At 66.0% G+C, this 15,874-nt stretch carries 14 protein-coding genes; 5 read left to right on the top strand and 9 right to left on the bottom strand.

The window, feature by feature from the left end; translation table 11 throughout:
* The first annotated feature begins 20 nt into the window (after positions 1–20).
* On the top strand, positions 21–2,006 hold the full coding sequence (gene acs, locus H6935_11015; protein MCP5278875.1) for an acetate--CoA ligase: 1,986 nt from the start codon (positions 21–23) through the stop codon (positions 2,004–2,006).
* Positions 2,007–2,209: 203 nt separating this feature from the next.
* Here the strand turns inward: acs and H6935_11010 are convergent, their stop codons facing one another.
* Both H6935_11010 and H6935_11005 read right to left on the bottom strand, forming a co-directional pair.
* Positions 2,210–2,797: an SPOR domain-containing protein gene (locus H6935_11010; GenBank protein ID MCP5278874.1), complete on the bottom strand. Its 588-nt coding sequence runs from the start codon at positions 2,795–2,797 to the stop codon at positions 2,210–2,212.
* A 128-nt stretch (positions 2,798–2,925) separates the two neighbouring features.
* Positions 2,926–3,888, bottom strand: a complete 963-nt coding sequence (locus H6935_11005; protein MCP5278873.1) for a MerR family transcriptional regulator — start codon at positions 3,886–3,888, stop codon at positions 2,926–2,928.
* Between the two features lie 174 nt (positions 3,889–4,062).
* On the opposite strand from H6935_11005, the gene H6935_11000 reads away from it, so the two are divergent.
* The 3 genes from H6935_11000 (at position 4,063) to H6935_10990 (ending at position 5,490) form a co-directional block, all read left to right on the top strand.
* Positions 4,063–4,476 carry a hypothetical protein gene (locus H6935_11000; protein ID MCP5278872.1) on the top strand — a complete coding sequence of 138 codons (414 nt, stop codon included), beginning with the start codon at positions 4,063–4,065 and terminating at the stop codon, positions 4,474–4,476.
* Between the two features lie 126 nt (positions 4,477–4,602).
* Positions 4,603–4,974, top strand: coding sequence for a DUF1924 domain-containing protein (locus tag H6935_10995; GenBank protein MCP5278871.1), 372 nt, complete (start codon positions 4,603–4,605; stop codon positions 4,972–4,974).
* Positions 4,975–4,992: 18 nt separating this feature from the next.
* The gene (locus H6935_10990; GenBank protein MCP5278870.1) at positions 4,993–5,490 is read left to right on the top strand and encodes a cytochrome C; all 498 of its coding nucleotides are present in this window, start codon (positions 4,993–4,995) and stop codon (positions 5,488–5,490) included.
* Positions 5,491–5,502: 12 nt separating this feature from the next.
* Here H6935_10990 and H6935_10985 read toward each other — a convergent pair whose 3' ends face one another.
* On the bottom strand, positions 5,503–6,048 hold the full coding sequence (locus H6935_10985; protein ID MCP5278869.1) for a DUF2062 domain-containing protein: 546 nt from the start codon (positions 6,046–6,048) through the stop codon (positions 5,503–5,505).
* Positions 6,049–6,290: 242 nt separating this feature from the next.
* On the opposite strand from H6935_10985, the gene H6935_10980 reads away from it, so the two are divergent.
* Positions 6,291–8,138 (top strand): hypothetical protein, encoded by a 1,848-nt coding sequence (locus tag H6935_10980; protein MCP5278868.1) that lies wholly within the window; start codon positions 6,291–6,293, stop codon positions 8,136–8,138.
* Positions 8,139–8,168: 30 nt separating this feature from the next.
* Here H6935_10980 and H6935_10975 read toward each other — a convergent pair whose 3' ends face one another.
* The 6 genes from H6935_10975 to H6935_10950 form a co-directional block, all read right to left on the bottom strand.
* Positions 8,169–8,624, bottom strand: coding sequence for a hydrogenase maturation protease (locus tag H6935_10975; GenBank protein ID MCP5278867.1), 456 nt, complete (start codon positions 8,622–8,624; stop codon positions 8,169–8,171).
* Positions 8,621–10,090 (bottom strand): Ni/Fe hydrogenase subunit alpha, encoded by a 1,470-nt coding sequence (locus H6935_10970; GenBank protein MCP5278866.1) that lies wholly within the window; start codon positions 10,088–10,090, stop codon positions 8,621–8,623. Before H6935_10970 ends, H6935_10975 begins: the two co-directional genes overlap by 4 nt.
* A 4-nt stretch (positions 10,091–10,094) precedes the next feature.
* Positions 10,095–10,577 (bottom strand): NADP oxidoreductase, encoded by a 483-nt coding sequence (locus H6935_10965; protein ID MCP5278865.1) that lies wholly within the window; start codon positions 10,575–10,577, stop codon positions 10,095–10,097.
* Positions 10,578–10,642: 65 nt separating this feature from the next.
* Positions 10,643–11,377 carry a (2Fe-2S)-binding protein gene (locus H6935_10960; protein MCP5278864.1) on the bottom strand — a complete coding sequence of 245 codons (735 nt, stop codon included), beginning with the start codon at positions 11,375–11,377 and terminating at the stop codon, positions 10,643–10,645.
* Positions 11,378–11,522: 145 nt separating this feature from the next.
* Positions 11,523–13,400, bottom strand: a complete 1,878-nt coding sequence (locus H6935_10955; GenBank protein MCP5278863.1) for an NAD(P)H-dependent oxidoreductase subunit E — start codon at positions 13,398–13,400, stop codon at positions 11,523–11,525.
* A 127-nt stretch (positions 13,401–13,527) separates the two neighbouring features.
* A complete protein-coding gene (locus H6935_10950; protein MCP5278862.1) occupies positions 13,528–15,747 on the bottom strand; it encodes a primosomal protein N' in 2,220 nt (739 codons plus the stop codon).
* Positions 15,748–15,874 lie beyond the last annotated feature (127 nt).

The following is a 15,874-nucleotide window of genomic DNA, read 5'->3' as shown; positions in this document are numbered from 1 at the left end:
GTCATGGAGATGTAGCCGACATGAGCACCACCATCGAGTCCGTCATGCATGAAAACCGGGTCTTCCCGCCTTCCGACGCCTTCAAGGCCCAAGCCACCATTTCCGGCATGGAGTCCTACCAAGCGCTGGTGGACGCGGCCAATGCCGACTACGAAGGCTACTGGGCCAAGCTGGCTCGGGAGCACCTGAACTGGAAGCAACCCTTCACCCAGGTCCTGGACGAAAGCAACGCGCCCTTCTACCGCTGGTTCGCCGACGGCAAGCTGAATGCCTCCTACAACAGCCTGGACCGCAACGTGGAAGCGGGCCTGGGCGACAAGACGGCCATCATCTTCGAATCCGACGACGGCCAGGTCACCCCCGTGACCTACAAGGAACTGCTGGCCCGCACGGCCCAGTTCGCCAACGGCCTGAAGTCCCTGGGCGTGAAGAAGGGTGACCGGGTCATCATCTATCTGCCCATGTCCATCGAGGGCATCGTCGCCATGCAGGCCTGCGCCCGCATCGGCGCCACCCACTCGGTGGTGTTCGGCGGCTTCTCCGCCCACTCCCTGCGGGACCGCATCGAGGACGCCGGCGCGGTGATGGTGATCACCGCCGACGCCCAGCACCGGGGCGGCAAGGCCATCCCCCTGAAGCCCGCCGTGGACGAGGCCCTGACCCTGGGCGGTTGCGACACCATCAGGAACGTGGTGGTGTACCAGCGCGCCGGCATCGACTGCGCCTGGAACGCGAAGGACGTGTGGTGGCATGACGTGGTGCAGGGCCAGTCCGATGTGTGCGAGCCGGAATGGGTGGAGGCCGAGCACCCCCTGTTCCTGCTCTACACCTCCGGCTCCACAGGCAAGCCCAAGGGCGTGCAGCACTCCACCGGCGGCTACCTGCTCCATTCCGTGCTCACCACCAAGTGGACCTTCGACCTGAAGCCCGACGACGTGTTCTGGTGCACCGCGGACATCGGCTGGATCACGGGCCACACCTACATCGCCTATGGCCCCCTGGCCTGCGGCACCACGTCCGTGGTGTTCGAGGGCGTGCCTACCTACCCCAACGCCGGACGCTTCTGGAAGATGATCCAGGACCACAAGGTCAACATCTTCTACACTGCCCCCACCGCCATCCGTTCCCTGATCAAGCTGGCGGATGCCAACCCGGACCTGCATCCCGCCAAGTACGACCTCTCCAGCCTGCGCCTGCTGGGTACCGTGGGGGAGCCCATCAATCCCGAGGCCTGGATGTGGTACTACGAGCAGGTGGGAGGCAGCCGCTGCCCCGTCGTGGATACCTTCTGGCAGACCGAGACCGGCGGACACGTGATCACCCCCCTGCCCGGCGTCACCCCCCTGGTGCCCGGCTCCTGCACCCTGCCCTTCCCCGGCGTCATGGCCGACGTGGTGGACGAAACCGGCCACGACGTGGACTGGGGCAAGGGCGGCTTCCTGGTGATCAAGCGCCCCTGGCCCTCCATGATCCGCACCATCTGGGGCGACCCGGACCGCTTCAAGAAGTCCTACTACCCCGAAGACCTGGGCGGCAAGCTCTATCTGGCCGGCGACGGCGCCGTGCGGGATGCCAAGACAGGCTACTTCACCATCATGGGCCGCATCGACGACGTGCTGAACGTGTCCGGCCACCGCATGGGCACCATGGAGATCGAGTCTGCCCTGGTGTCCAACCCCCTGGTGGCCGAGGCCGCCGTGGTGGGCAAACCCCACGACGTGAAGGGCGAGGCCGTGGTGGCCTTCGTGGTGCTGAAGCGCAGCCGTCCCATGGGCGACGAGGCCAAGCAGATCGTCAACGACCTGCGCAACCATGTGGGCAAGGAGATCGGTCCCATCGCCAAGCCCGACGAGATCCGCTTCGGCGACAACCTGCCCAAGACCCGGTCCGGCAAGATCATGCGCCGTCTGCTGCGGGCACTGGCCAAGGGCGAGGAGATCACCCAGGATACCTCCACCCTGGAAAACCCGGCCATCCTTGACCAGCTCAAAGAGGTGGTCAAGTAAGCGACTAGTCGCGACCGGCGAAGCCGATAGGACGGATTTCAGTACAGGCCAACCTCGCCCTAAGGGCGAGGTTAAGAGGTCTGAGCGGGCCGCGTAGCGGCGGCCGAAGCAGAAATACCCCCATCTGACAGCTCAAGAAAGTGGTGAAGCATGGGGAATTCTTACGCGGATGGGAAAAGAGCCCGGGAAACCGGGCTCTTCCTTTATCGCACCGCGAAGGCGCTGTTCAGGTCGATGCCGCCCTGGTCCAGCTGGCTCTTGGCCTTGGCCATTTCCTCCTGGCTGGGGAAGGGACCCACGCGGACGCGGTAGAAGGTGCCCTTGTCCGGAATCTCCATGGCAACCACGGTGGCTGGAGCGCCCGCCAGGACGATGCGGGCCTTGAGGGCGTCCGCATCCGCCTCGGCCTTGAAGGAAGCCACCTGCAGATAGACGGGCCGGGCCTGGGGAGCGGCCGGGGCCGGGGCAGAAGCGACGCGGCCGCCTTCGGTGGGCGGCGGTGGCAAGGGTTGCTCCAGGTCCGGCCGCGACGGGGTCACGGGAACCTTCTCCAGCACGCCGTAGAACTCGAAATCCTCCGGATCCTTGCCGGGGCGCACCGTGGGTTCGGCCACTTGCGCTTCCACCGGCGGACAGTCCAAAGCTGCGTTCGCTTCGGTTCGAATGGGCTGCGCTGGCGCCTTGCCGGACTGGTGCAGGTACATGCCCAGCATGCCGGCGAGGACACCCAGGGCCAGGCCCATGATGAATGGCTTGATAGCGGGCTTGCGCCCCTCGTTGGTGGTGTTCATCCGCGCCCGGGAGGGCATCTCCTGTGTTGGATGGCCTGGATCGACTGGTCCCTTGGGGCCCCTATGAGTCATACCGGGCAATTTTCGTTCAGACCCGCCCCAGGAATCCACCACTTGCGATACGGCCGCTATCTTGTTGGAATTTTCTGCCGGGTGTGCAGGCGGGTCTCCAGCAGGCGCATGCCGACGGTCATGTCCTCGCCCAGTACAATGGCACCAATGGCCTGGAGCGGCTCCCGCGCCTGCAGGGAAAAGTGGCTGCCGACGAAGATTGGCGCTTCCACCTCCAGCGCCAGCCAGGCGATGTCGCCCAGGACGGAGCCGGGATCATTCACCTGACGGCCGGACAGGACGATGCCCTGGGCACGGACGTGGCGGGCCACATGGACGATCTGTCGCGTGGGCATGTTGGCGCCCAGGTAGATGATGCGATAGCCCCGCTGCAGGGCGGCCAAGGCGAATACCAGCAGTCCGATCTCATGGTCCTCGTGGGGCAGGCAGGCCATGATGAGATGGCCGCCCTTGGGCAGACTGGCGGCGTGGTGCAAGCGGGCGCCCAGCTTGTTGCGCAGCCAGGCCGTGAAGAAATGCTCCTCGGCGATGCCGGAAGGCCGTTTGTCCCACCGCTCGCCAAGTTGTTCCAGCACTGGAATCAGCAGGTTGTCGGTGACGATGTCGATGGGATAGAGGGCGCAGGCCTCGTTGTAGAGATTGTCCAGGCGCTCCGTGCTGAAGTCTTCCAGGGCGACCAGGGTCTCGTGGAGGTAGCCCTGCCAGGCAGAGCCCCCGGGAGGCATGGGCTGGGTCAGACCTGCAGTGGCGGGGAAACCTGCCGCCGGGGGTGTCTCGGTCAGGAGGTCGGCTATATCCCCCAGGCCAAGGCCCTGGGCCAGCAGGCCCTGGAGGCGACGTATACGCAGTACGTCCTGCTGGCTGTAAAGGCGGTGTCCGGAGGGGGTGCGGATGGGGGAAAGCAAACCGTGCCGGTTTTCCCAGGCCCGCAATGTCGAGGCATTCACGCCTGTGCGGCGCACCAGTTCGCGTATGGGGAACAGATCAGGCGAAAGATCCGGGAAACTTGCGATAGCCATGGCGTAATTCTACACGATACTTGTACATGCATAACTAATGTGTATAATTATTTCCGTGGACAGGACGCGTCGATCTCGCTGATGAACGGGGTGGGCGCAAAAAAATTTGCCCATTGATATCAGCATTTCCGCATGTTCGAATTTTCTCAAGTGAACCAACAAAGGAAGCAAGCCATGAAAAAGACCGCCCTGATCTCCCTGATGTCCGCCGCCCTCCTCGCCACCGCCGCCCAGGCGGGAGACCCCGTCGCCGGCAAGCAGATTGCCACCGGCTGCACGGTCTGCCACGGCAACGAAACCTTCGGCGGCATCTTCTACGCCCTGCAGCTGGCCGGCCGCGATGCGGACAAGCTCGCCATCAAGACCAACAAGTACAAGACCGGCAAGATACTGCACCCCATGATGAACCTGGCCACGGCCTTCTACACCGAGAAGGAAATCGAGGACATCTCCGCCTACTACAAGTCCCTGGGCAAGCCCGCCTTCAACATGCCCTATGTGAAGATCAAGGGCGATGACGACGCTGACGTATCCGTGAGCGTGGATGCCCCTGTCGGCAACCTTGGCAAGGTGGCTGCCAAGTACTAACTTCCGACCCCAGCGCGGAAGCTAGAGTCCGCGTGGCGGAGGCCATGGCCTCCGCCACGCTTTTTTCTCCCCGGCCCCGGAGATGTCATGAAGAAATTCGATTTCCCGTTCAGCTTGGGCGTACTCATGGGTGTTCTCATGGGCGCCCCCCTGGTGGCCATGGCCGACACCCCCGCCCAGATACTGGCCCGACTCCAGGCCGATGCCGGCGGCAGCGCCTCCCTTGAGCGGGGCAGGCAGCTGTACCACGGCAAGTTCCCCGGCGAAAAAGCCGAGTCCTGTTCCACCTGCCACACCTCCAGCCCCAAGGATGGAGGCCGTCATGTGCGCACCAACAAGGCCATCGAGCCCCTGGCCCCCAGCGTCAGCCCGGAGCGCTTCACGGACATGGCCAAGGTGGAAAAGTGGTTCAAGCGCAACTGCAACGAGGTGCTGAACCGGGCGTGCACTCCCCAGGAAAAGGCGGACTTCACCGCCTATGTCCTGTCGGTCAGATAAACCCTACGGATGACGGACATGCATCGAATCCTCATCACGGCCCTGGCTGCGGGCCTGTTCTCGTTGCCGGGCTGGGCCGGCCAGGTCAACGAAGTGCTGCCCATGCCGTCCTCCCGGCTTTATGTGGAGGAATGCGGCAGCTGCCACACGGCCTATGCCCCCACCTACCTGCCCGCCCGCGCCTGGCGCAAGCTGATGCTGGAGCTGGATCGGCACTTCGGCGAGGACGCCAGCCTGGCCAAGGCGGACAGGGATCTGCTGCTTGAACAACTGGAGCAACTGGCCGGGGATGGCCCCCGGGCGGTGCAGGCCATCGCGTATCGAAATGTCCGGGCTGCCTCCAGCGCGCCTTTGTTACGGGTCACGGAAATGCCGTTCTTCGGCTACATGCACGACGAAGTGCCGCCCTCCATCTGGCGCCGTGCCAAGGTGGGCAGCCGGTCCAATTGCATCGCCTGCCATCCCCGGTCGGACGAAGGGCGTTACTTCGAGCGGGAAATCGTCATTCCCAAGTAGCCCGAAGGCCCCTTACGCCTCAGGCTGGGATTTTCTGCGCCTGCCCTGGCGCCGCTTGCGCATGACCCGCAGGTACCAGACCAGGCTGATCAGTCCGTAGCTGGCCAGGCCCATGAGGGTGGCGGCGATGGCCAGGCCCACCAGCAGGGGCAAACCCAGGGCACGCAGGCGCTGCCAAACCCCCAGGTTTTCCTCGTCCACGGCGGCCTGGCTTTTTTCCAGCGCCTTGGGCCGGGCCTCCTGGCCTGTGACCCAGGCACCCAGATGGTAGGCGGCGTAGTAGATGGGGCCGAAGGTGACCGGATTGGTCACCAGGGTACTGGCCGCGGCGGCGGGCACATTGGCCCGCAGTAACACGGCGGCGGCGGCGGACAGGGGGATCTGGGCGATGGGCACCAGGAGGCCGAAAAACACGCCCAGGGCCACTCCCATGGCCACGCCCCGTCGGGACCAGTGCCACAGGCGTGGATGATGGAAATACGGGCCCAGCCAGCGTAGCCAGCGGTTTTGCTGCAGGTGTTCCCGCTTGGGGATCAGGCGACGCAGGCGCTCATCCATGGAAAGGCTGGTATCTCGCGGGAGTTGGAAGTTATGAGCAAGGCGCGAAGCATGTTCGGGAATCTGGCGGACAGGCAAGGAGATTGTGGACGGGGACTGCCAGCAAGGCCCTGTCCGGGTTGGACGGACGGGCGGAAAATAAAATCCTTTATCGCTCAATAAAAAAACCCTAGCCCATCCGGGGCCGAGGGCCGGTAAAGTTCCATACTTTCCGTTTCACGCTGATTTTTCTGGAGATTTCCATGGCCAACCGTTCCACCCTTGAGCCCAAAGTAGCCGCCGCCGGCAGCGCGGCAGATCTCTTCGCCCTGGCCCGCGAGTGCTTCGAGGCGCCGGCGGACATGGCCTACGCCAAGGACATCCTCACCGGCGCCGCGTTCACCGGCGCCGCCGATGCCAAGGCCGCCCTGGACAAGGTGGCGGGCGATGCCATGTTCACCAAGGATTTCGTCACCCTGGCCATCGGCTACCAGGCCCTGGGTGACGCCGGCAAGGCCGGCGAGATGCTGGGCCAGGGTGCCGACTTCGCCATGGATGGCAGCGAGAAGGTGTCCGTGGGCATGGGCCAGTGGCTGGCCCTGGGGGATGCCGCCGCCGCCGGCAAGGCCTTGGCGGGCGCCCTGAAGGAAGTCTCGGCCACTGAGGAACTTTACGGTCTGGCCTCCGTGGTGGGCGAGCTGAACAACGCCGAGCTGTTTGGCCAGATTGCCGACAAGATCAAGGCCAAGGCCGGCCGTGCCGGTGACTTTGCCCGTTTGGCCAAACTGCTGGCTGCCAGCGACAAGGCCAAGGCCGTGGAGATCATCAACGAGGGTGCCGGCAAGTACGGCAGCCCCGCCGACCTCATCGTGCTGTCCGGCGCCATGGGCGAGATCGACCCCGCCGCCGCCGGCGCCCTGTATGAGAAGGCCCTGGATTCCGCCAAGGACTTCACCGCCCTGATGCAGGTGCTGGCAGCCGCCGCCGGCAACGCCGAATTCACCAAGGCCGTGCTGGCCAAGGCCGGCGCCGTGGCCACCGTGTCCGGCGAGCTGATCCAGCTGGCTGACGCCTACGCCGGCATCGGCGATGCCACCGGCGTGACCGACATGCTGGACAAGGCCGAGGAGGCCGTGGCCAACCTGGACGAGATGCGCAAGGTGGTGGAAGCCACCAACAAGCATGCCGCGGGCGATGCCGCCCGGGTGGCCCGGGTGGCCGAGAAGCTGGCCAAGCGGGAAGCCAACCAGGCCAAGTACGTGGCATTTCAGAACGAGGAGCCCAAGTGCACCACGGTCAAGCAGATCATCAATCTGGCCGACCGCATCCTGGCCGAGCTGGATGACAAGTCCTACGCCGGCAAGATGCTGGGCATCGCCGAGGCCCAGATGCGGGAGGACGGCTTCCACTTCGGCCGCTTCAAGCCCCTGATCCTGGCGGTGGACCGCCTGGGCGACAAGGCGTGGCTGGGCAAGCTGCTGGACGAGAGCGTGGCCAGCACCGGCGACGACTTCGTCTGGTTCCGCGAGATCGTCCTGGCCTGTGCCCGGGAGATGACGGACGCCGAGTACGGCAAGGCCCGCGCCAAGGCCTACATGGACGGCCGCGCCCTGGGGGACAACCCCTACGACTACACCAAGATGGCCGAACTGGCCGCCGACGGACTGCAAGACGCCTCCCTGGCCGCCAAGCTGCTGGCTGACGGCGCCTCCCGTGCCAAGGACCATTTCGCCCTGGCCCACATGGGCAAGCTGTACCGGGACATCAACGACAGCGCCAGCGCCAATGCCCTGTTCGCCAAGGCCGTGGACACCTGCGCCAGCGGCGACGATTGCGTGCAGCTGGCCAGTCGCCTCAAGGCCTATGAACTGCCCGTCTCCGAGATCGCCCCCCTGATGGACGGCTGCGGCGCCAAGCTGGGCTCCAACACGGACAAGCTGCGTTGGGCCGAGGGTGTGGCCGACCTGCTGCTGGATGATGCCTGGGCCGAGAAGGCTTTCAACGGCATCGCCGGGAGCTTTGCCGACGGCGCCGAGAAGAAGCGCTTCGAGCGCAGCCGGCAGATGCGCATGGGTTACCGGTTCTTCGGGCCCGGGGTGCAGGCCCACTAAGGGTACTTTCGCTCCCCATGAAGCGGCCGGTCATCCGGCCGTTTTCTTTTGTGAATAGCGATCTCGCAACAGAGCCAGGCCAGCCTCAAGATTATGGGTCGCCTGGAGGCTCGGCGCCTCGCCCAATGCGAAACCGTATCCCCGGATCGCCAGGATGAGGGCCGTTTCCGGCGGCGTGATTCCCACCCGGCCGCAAGCGGCCAGGACGGCCTCAGGGGAAAGGACATGGCTGGTATGGCTATTGCCGCCAACGCGTCCCACCGGGCGGAAATCATAGGGCTCCGGTCCTGACGCGGCCGCATCCACAAACACAACCTCCCGCCGCCCGGCCAGGTCCAGGGCGAACTCCACCTGGAGCTGGAAGTCCGTGAGCAGTTCCACGTCCGGCAGTTGCATGGCTTCCAGGCGCTCGATGCACAGGGGCCCCAGGGCATCGTCACCCCGGCTGGGGTTGCCGATGCCGATGATGAGGATGGGGGCCGTCACCGGCCGGTGCTGGCCAGGGTATCGATGCACCGGCCGGAGGCGTCCACCAGTTCCAGCTCCAGGGGCATCTTGCCCAGGGCGTGGGTGGCGCAGGACAGGCAGGGGTCGAAGGCGCGGATGGCCACCTCGATGTGGTTGAGCAGGCCTTCCGTGAGCTCTCTGCCGTCCAGGTGCTCCCGGGCCACCACCCGGATGGATTCGTTCATGGCCTGGTTGTTGTGGGTGGTGGAAACGATGAGGTTGCAGCGTTCCACCAGGTCGTCCTCGTTCACCTCGTAATGGTGGATGAGGGTGCCCCGGGGTGCCTCGAGGACGCCCACGCCCGTCTTCTGGCGTTCGCCCTGGACCAGCAGGTCCGGCCCCATCAGGTCATCGTCGTGGAGCAGGTCCTTGATGGTCTCGGCGGCATGAAGCAGCTCGATCATGCGCGCCCAGTGGGTGCCCAGGGTGGAGAGGGCGGCCTTGCCGCCATCGAAGGCCATGAAGTCCCGGCGCTCGTGGTCGGCGAAGGGTGTGGGGATTGAGTCGCACAGGGTCACCCGGCTCAGCGGTCCCACCCGGTACCAGCCCTCCTCCGGCCCCATCTCCATGAAGTAGGGGAATTTCATGTAGGACCAGGCCTTCACCTCTTCGTGGATGTGTTCCCAGTAATGACCGTAGTCCACGTGGTCGAACAGGGTGGAGCCGTCCATGCGGCGGGCCCGCAGGCCGCCGTGGTACAGGTCCATGGCGCCGTCGGCCCGGATCAGGCCCAGGCTGTGGGCCGGGAAACTGCCGAAACCCTCATATAGGGCCAGGTTCTGCTCGAACAGTTGCCGGGCCAGGGCAACGGCCTCCCGGCCCCAGGCGATGACCTGGTAGGCGTCCTTGAGCAGGGTGTCCCGCTCTTCCCTGCTCAGGTTCTTGTTCACGCCGCCGGGCACGGCGCTGGTGCCGTGGACCCGCTTGCCGGCGGTGACGCGGATCACCTCCTGGCCGAACTTGCGCAGCAGCACGCCCTTCCTGGCCACGTCCGGATGGGCCGCCGCCACGCCGACGATGTTGCGCCTGGCCACGTCGGAGTCGAAGCCGAACAGCAGGTCCGGCGAGGACAGGTGGAAGAAGTGCAGGGCGTGGGATTGCAGGATCTGGCCGTAGTGCATGAGGCGGCGCAGCTTCTCCGCCGTGGGGGTCAAATGGTGGGCTCCGACCACCTGGTCCATGGCCTTGGCCGCCGCCAGGTGGTGGCTCACGGGGCAGATGCCGCACAGGCGCTGCACCATGACGGGGATTTCCCAGAATGGCCGGCCCTGGACGAACTTCTCGAAGCCGCGGAATTCCACGATGTGCAACCGGGCCTGCCGCACGTGGTTGTCCTCGTCCAGCAGCAGGGTCACCTTGCCGTGGCCCTCCACCCGGGTCACGGGCTCGATGGCCACCCGGCGCAGGGTTTCGGGGTGTTGGGCGGTTTCCAGTTCGTGGCTCATAACTTCAATCGTAGGAAATCAGGCCATGGCCCAGGGCGGGTTCCTTGCCCTCCATGAGCTGCACCAGGAAGGTCCAGATGGCCTCGGCGGATGGGGGGCAGCCCGGGATGAAGTAGTCCACCTTCACCACTTCATGCAGCGGATGCACTTTGTCCAGGGGCAGGGGCAGTTCCGGATCGTTGGGAATGAGGCCGTGTTCCATGCCCTGGCCCGTCAGGTACACCTCGGACAGGCAGGCCCCCAGGTCCAGATGGTTGCGCTGGGCGGGCAGGCCGCCGGTGACGGCGCAGGCCCCCAGGGCGATGAGAATCTTGCAGTGCTTCCTGAACTCCCGCAGCACCTCCACGTTCTCGGCGTTGCACAGGCCCCCTTCCACCAGGCCGATGTCGCAGGGTCCGCAGTGCTTGATGTCGGTGAGGGGGGTGCGGTCGAACTCCACCAGCTCCAGCAGGGGGAACAGGCGCTCGTCGATATCCAGGAAGGACATGTGGCAGCCGAAGCAGCCCGCCAGGGAGGCGGTGGCCACCCGCAGCTTGGGTTTGGCGGCGGCGTTCACGCGCCGCCTCCGTTGTGCTCGCTGGGCCGGGGCGCATCCGCCAGGGCCTGCTCGCTGATGGGCGACTTGTCGTAGCGCCGCTCGCCGATGGGCACGGCGAAGCCCACCCGTTTTCTGATGATGGCGCCCACGGGGCAGACATCCATGGCCTTGTCCCCCAGGGCCGCGTTGGTGTCCGCCAGGCGGCCGGAGGGGGCGTTGACGATGAGGCGCTTGTCGATGCCGCGGCCGGAGAAGGCGAACACGTCCTTGCCGTCCACCTCCCGGGAGGCCCGCATGCACAGCTCGCACAGGATGCAGCGGTTGGCGTCCAGCAGGATGTCCGGATGGGAGGCGTCCACGGGCCGGTCCGGGAAGAAGTGGCGGAAGCCGGCGGTCATGACCCCCAGGTCGTAGCCCAGGGCCTGGAGCACGCAGTTGCCGCTCTGCTCGCAGGAGGGACAGAAGTGGTTGCCCTCGGCAAACAGCATCTGCACCAGGGTCTTGCGCAGGGCCCGCAGTTCCTCCGTCTCGCTTTCCACCTCCAGGCCCGCCTGGGCCGGCAGGGTGCAGCCCGTGGCATTGCGTCCGTTGGCCTTCACGGTGCACACCTTGCAGCTGCCGTGGGGACGGAATTCCGGGTGGTAACAAAGATGGGGAATGTAGCGCCCCGCCGCCAGGGCGGCCTGCACCACGGTCTGGCCCGGCGCGAAGGGTACCGCTTCGCCATCCAGCAGAAAGGTGTCGGTCATGGTGTCGCCTCTCCCGCAGGCATCTCTCCCCCCTTTGCCAAAGGGGGGTTGGGGGGGATTCCAGCGGCGGCTCCGGACGTGAGCCACTCCAATCCCCCCTGCCCCCCTTTTTCACAGGGGGGTAAAGACCGGGCCAGACTGAGCATCATTCGCTGACCTCAGTGGAAAGATGGGCGCCCGCGTCGTCCCGCCCGGTCATCTGCCGGGCCCGGGCCAGGGCGCCGTCCAGGTCGAAGGCGGGCTCGAACTCCAGGGACTTGAGGCGCCGCTCGTAGGCGGGCCGGAAGCGCTTGACGGTATCCAGGGTGGGATTGCAGGCGGTGTGGCCCAAGCCGCAGTGGGCACTCATCTGCAGTACCTTGTCCAGGCGCTCGATTTCCCTCAGGTCACAGGGTGTGCCATGGCCTGAGGCGATCTTGTCCATGGTGTTCCTGAGCATGGCCGTGCCCACCCGGCAGGGGGTGCAGAAGCCGCAGGATTCATGGGCGAAGAAGTGGGTGTAGTTGCGCGCCACCTCGAACATGTCCCGGCTGTGGTCGAAAACGGTGAAGGCGCCGGCCGTGGGCAGGTCCTCGAAGGCGATGCGGCGGTCGAATTCGTCGGCCGCGATGCAGACGCCGGAGGGCCCGCTGATCTGCACCGCCTGGGTATTCTCCGCGCCGCAATCGGCCAGTATCTGGCATACCGGTGTACCAAAGGGATACTCGTAGATGCCTGGCCGGGCACAGTCGCCGGATACGGAAAGAAGCTTGGTACCAGCGGATTTCTCCGTGCCGATGCCCCGGTACCAGTCGCCGCCGTGTTTGGCGATGAGGGCGGCGGCGCAGAAGGTCTCCACGTTGTTCACAACCGTAGGCCGCTGCAGGTAGCCGTGGGTCACCGGATATGGGGGCCGGTTGCGGGGGATGCCACGCTTGCCTTCCAGGGACTCGATGAGGGCGGACTCCTCGCCGCATACATAGGCCCCGGCCCCCAGGTGGATCTCGATGTCGAAGTCGAAGCCGGCCTGGCCCAGTATGGAGAGCCCCAGCAGGTTTTCCGATCGACGCCTGGCAAGCACCGCGTTCAGCGGCGCCAGCAGGAATCTGTATTCCCCCCGCAAGTAGAGGAAGCCCTTGCGGGCGCCGATGGCGTGGGCCGCCACGGTCATGCCCTCGAACACCAGGTCGGCATGGCGGGAAAGCAGCACCCGGTCCTTGAATGTGCCGGGCTCGCCCTCGTCAGCGTTGCAGACCACGTAGCGGTCCGGGCCAGTGGCGTTGCGGCAGGCCTCCCACTTCAGGCCCGTGGTAAAGCCGGCTCCGCCCCGGCCCCGCAGGTTGGAGCGCTTGATCTCTTCCAGGGTGGCCATGGGAGCGCAGAGGGCGCCGCTGGGGATGCCTTCGCGCCAGGATCGCTCGTTGGCGGCGGCTTCCACCGGGCTGCCGGGTTCACAGTCCCGGCCCATGGCGCTGCGCAGGGCATCACCGGGAGCCAGGCCATGGTTCAGCAGGATGTCACGGCGGCGGATGTTGTCCTGGACGGCCATTAGCTCCGGGGGCCAGTTCTCCACCGGTACCTTGGCCAGGATCAGTTCGGCGATGAGGCCCAGCCGGTCTCCGGTCACATTGGGAATGGCCCAGCCGTTCACCAGGATGGCGGGCCCCTGGTCGCAAAGCCCCGTGCAGGAGGTGGTATCCACGGACACCAGGCCGTCTTCCGACACCCTGCCCCGCTCCACCCACAGCTTTTCGCACAGGGCCGCGAGGAGGTCCATGTTGCCCAGCATGCGGTCAGTGATGTTGTCGGAAAACAGCACCCGGTAACGACCCGCGGGGGTGGTGGACAGGAAGGCATAGAAACCTGCCACCCCCAGCACACGACCCAGGGGCTGCCCGAGGGCAGCCGCCACTTGTTGCGCGGCTTCGGCAGAGATGCAGTGCTGTACTTCCTGGATTTCCCGCAAGACCTGCAACAGCGCCTCCGGGCTGGAGCCATGCCGCTCGCAGGCCTCGGAAATCAGGATGGATGGATCGGCAGGCAACTTGTGCTCGGTTTCGGATTCGCGGCTCAGCGTTCTTAATCTATGCAACAGGTTCCCGCTCGCCAATTAAAGTATCGTTACAGGCCATAAGTTTTTCTGTCATGGCCTACAGCCCCCTATACGCCCCCTATACGTCCAGGGGATCCACATCCAGTCCCCATCGCAGCCCTCGGGATGGAAGTTCGCCCAGGACAGGCACCCAGCGATCCAGAAAGGATTGCAGGCGCGGCCGGGAACGGGACTGGACCAGCAGCTGCAAGCGGTGGCTGTTGGCCACCCGGCTCATGAGGGCAGGTACCGGGTCGAATATACGCACGCCGGGATCCAGGGCCTCACCCTGTTCCCTGGCGGCCATGAGAAACCCAAGCACTGCCTGCTCGTCCCGTCCCTCCGCCCGCAGCAGCACCTGGCTGACATAGGGCGGGAAATCCGCGCCTCGTCGCTCCCGCAAGGCCTGCCTGGCATAGCCTGGATAATCGTGGGCCACCACGGCCTGGTAGAGGGGATGGCGGGGATAGGCGGTCTGGATCAACACCTCGCCGGGGTGTTCCGCCCGGCCGGAACGGCCCGCCACCTGCATGAGCTGGGCGAAGAGCCGCTCGCCGGCGCGGAAGTCCGGTGACACCAGGGCCTGGTCCGCGCCGATGATGCCCACCAGGGTGAGATGGGGGAAATCGTGCCCCTTGGCCACAATCTGGGTGCCCACCAGGATGTCCACCTCCCGTGTCGCCACCTGCTCCCGCATGGCTGCGAAGGCCCCCTTGCGGGCAGCGGTGTCCCGGTCTATCCGCAGCAGGCGGGCCTGGGGAAACTGTGCCGCCAGGGCCTCTTCCACCCGCTGGGTACCCTGGCCCGCGGGGCGCAGGTCCAGCCCGCCGCAACTGGGACAGGCTTCCGGAGGCGGCACGGACAAGCCGCAGTGGTGGCACAGCAGCCGATAGCCCGGCGCCTGCGGTCCTCCTCCCCGGCGATGCAGTACCAGGTGGGCGGAACAGCGGGGACAGGGGAAGACATGGCCGCAACCGTTGCAAAGCAGGGTGGGGGCATAGCCCCGGCGGTTGATGAACACCAGGCTCTGCTCGCCCCGTTCCAGACGCAAGGCGACGGCCTGGACCAGGGCCTGGGTGAGGCCCTGGCGGGGTCGGTCCGTGCGGCTGTCCACCAGACGGACGGTGGGGAGCGCCGCGCTTTCCCGGGCCCGGTGGGTGAGGCTCACGAGCCTGTAGCGTCCTTCCTGGGCATTGCGCCAGCTTTCCAGGGCGGGCGTGGCCGAACCAAGGATCACCGGCACGTTCCGCTGCTTGCCCCGCCACACGGCCACGTCCCGGGCGGAATATCGCATGCCCTCCATCTGCTTGAAGGCCGGGTCGTGCTCCTCGTCCACCACGATGAGTCCCAGGCGGGGCATGGGGGCGAACACTGCCAGGCGAGTGCCCAGCACGATGTCCGCCCGACCTTCCAGGGCCGTCAGCCAGGCTTCCCGCCGCGCCCCTTCCGCCAGGCCGCTGTGCAGCCCCACCAGGCGGCGACCGGGAAACCGGCGGGCGATGCGCTCCGTGAGTTGGGGGGTGAGGTGGATCTCCGGCACCAGTATCAGGGCCTGGCGCCCCATTTCCAGCATATCCGCCACCCGACGCAGGTAGATTTCGGTCTTGCCGCTGCCGGTGACGCCATGCAACAACCAGGTGCCGAATCCTACGCACCCCTCCAGCTCCGCCAGAACGGTGACCTGCTCCTGGGTGAGGCCCGGCGGCTCATCGCCCGACTTCGGGATGCCATCTTCCATGGGTTGCTGGGTCAGCCAGCCTTTTTTCAGCCAGTCCCTCACCAGCCCCTTGTCCCGCGTATCCAATTCCTGCCGCGCCAGGGGACCGGACGCCAGCCTGTCCCCCAGGGCACGCTGGGCGGTGGCCCGCCGGGGCAGCTGGCCCAGCTGATCCTGCCCCAGGGCGGTGAGAACATAGGCAACGGGGCCGGTATCCCGGCCGGGGCCGCCCATGCGCCGCAGGGCCGGCGGCAGGATGGCGGCCAGCACCGCGCCCAGGGGGTGCCGGTAATAGCCTGCTGCGAACCGGGCCAGTTCCATGAGGTCCGCTGGCAGGGGCGGCGTTTCCCGGTCGACCTCCTGGACGGTCTTCAGGCTCTCCCTGGGGAGTTCGCTGTGGGCCACCATGCCCAGCACCACACCCACCACCTTCTGGTGCCCGAAAGGCACCAACGCCCTGCGGCCAACGTCGCTGTCGTCGGCCCCGGGGGCCAGATAGTCAAACACCCGGTCCAGAGGTGTATCCAGGGCCACCTGGATGATGGGCGTGGAAGCTGATGTGGGCGTGGTGGAGCTCGTCATATGTGTTGCAGAAACTCAACAATCACCGCAAAGACTTAAAGTACTTTGGCAGAAGTGCGGACAAACCAGCTAGTACTAAAGCGACTTTTGAGGTTGTCCACGGAACCTGTGGATAACCATGTGGAAA

Source organism: Thiobacillus sp. (assembly GCA_024235835.1).
Lineage (GTDB): Bacteria > Pseudomonadota > Gammaproteobacteria > Burkholderiales > Thiobacillaceae > PFJX01.
The sequence above is the reverse complement of the archived record's forward strand: the minus strand, read 5'-3'. Positions and strand labels throughout refer to the sequence as shown.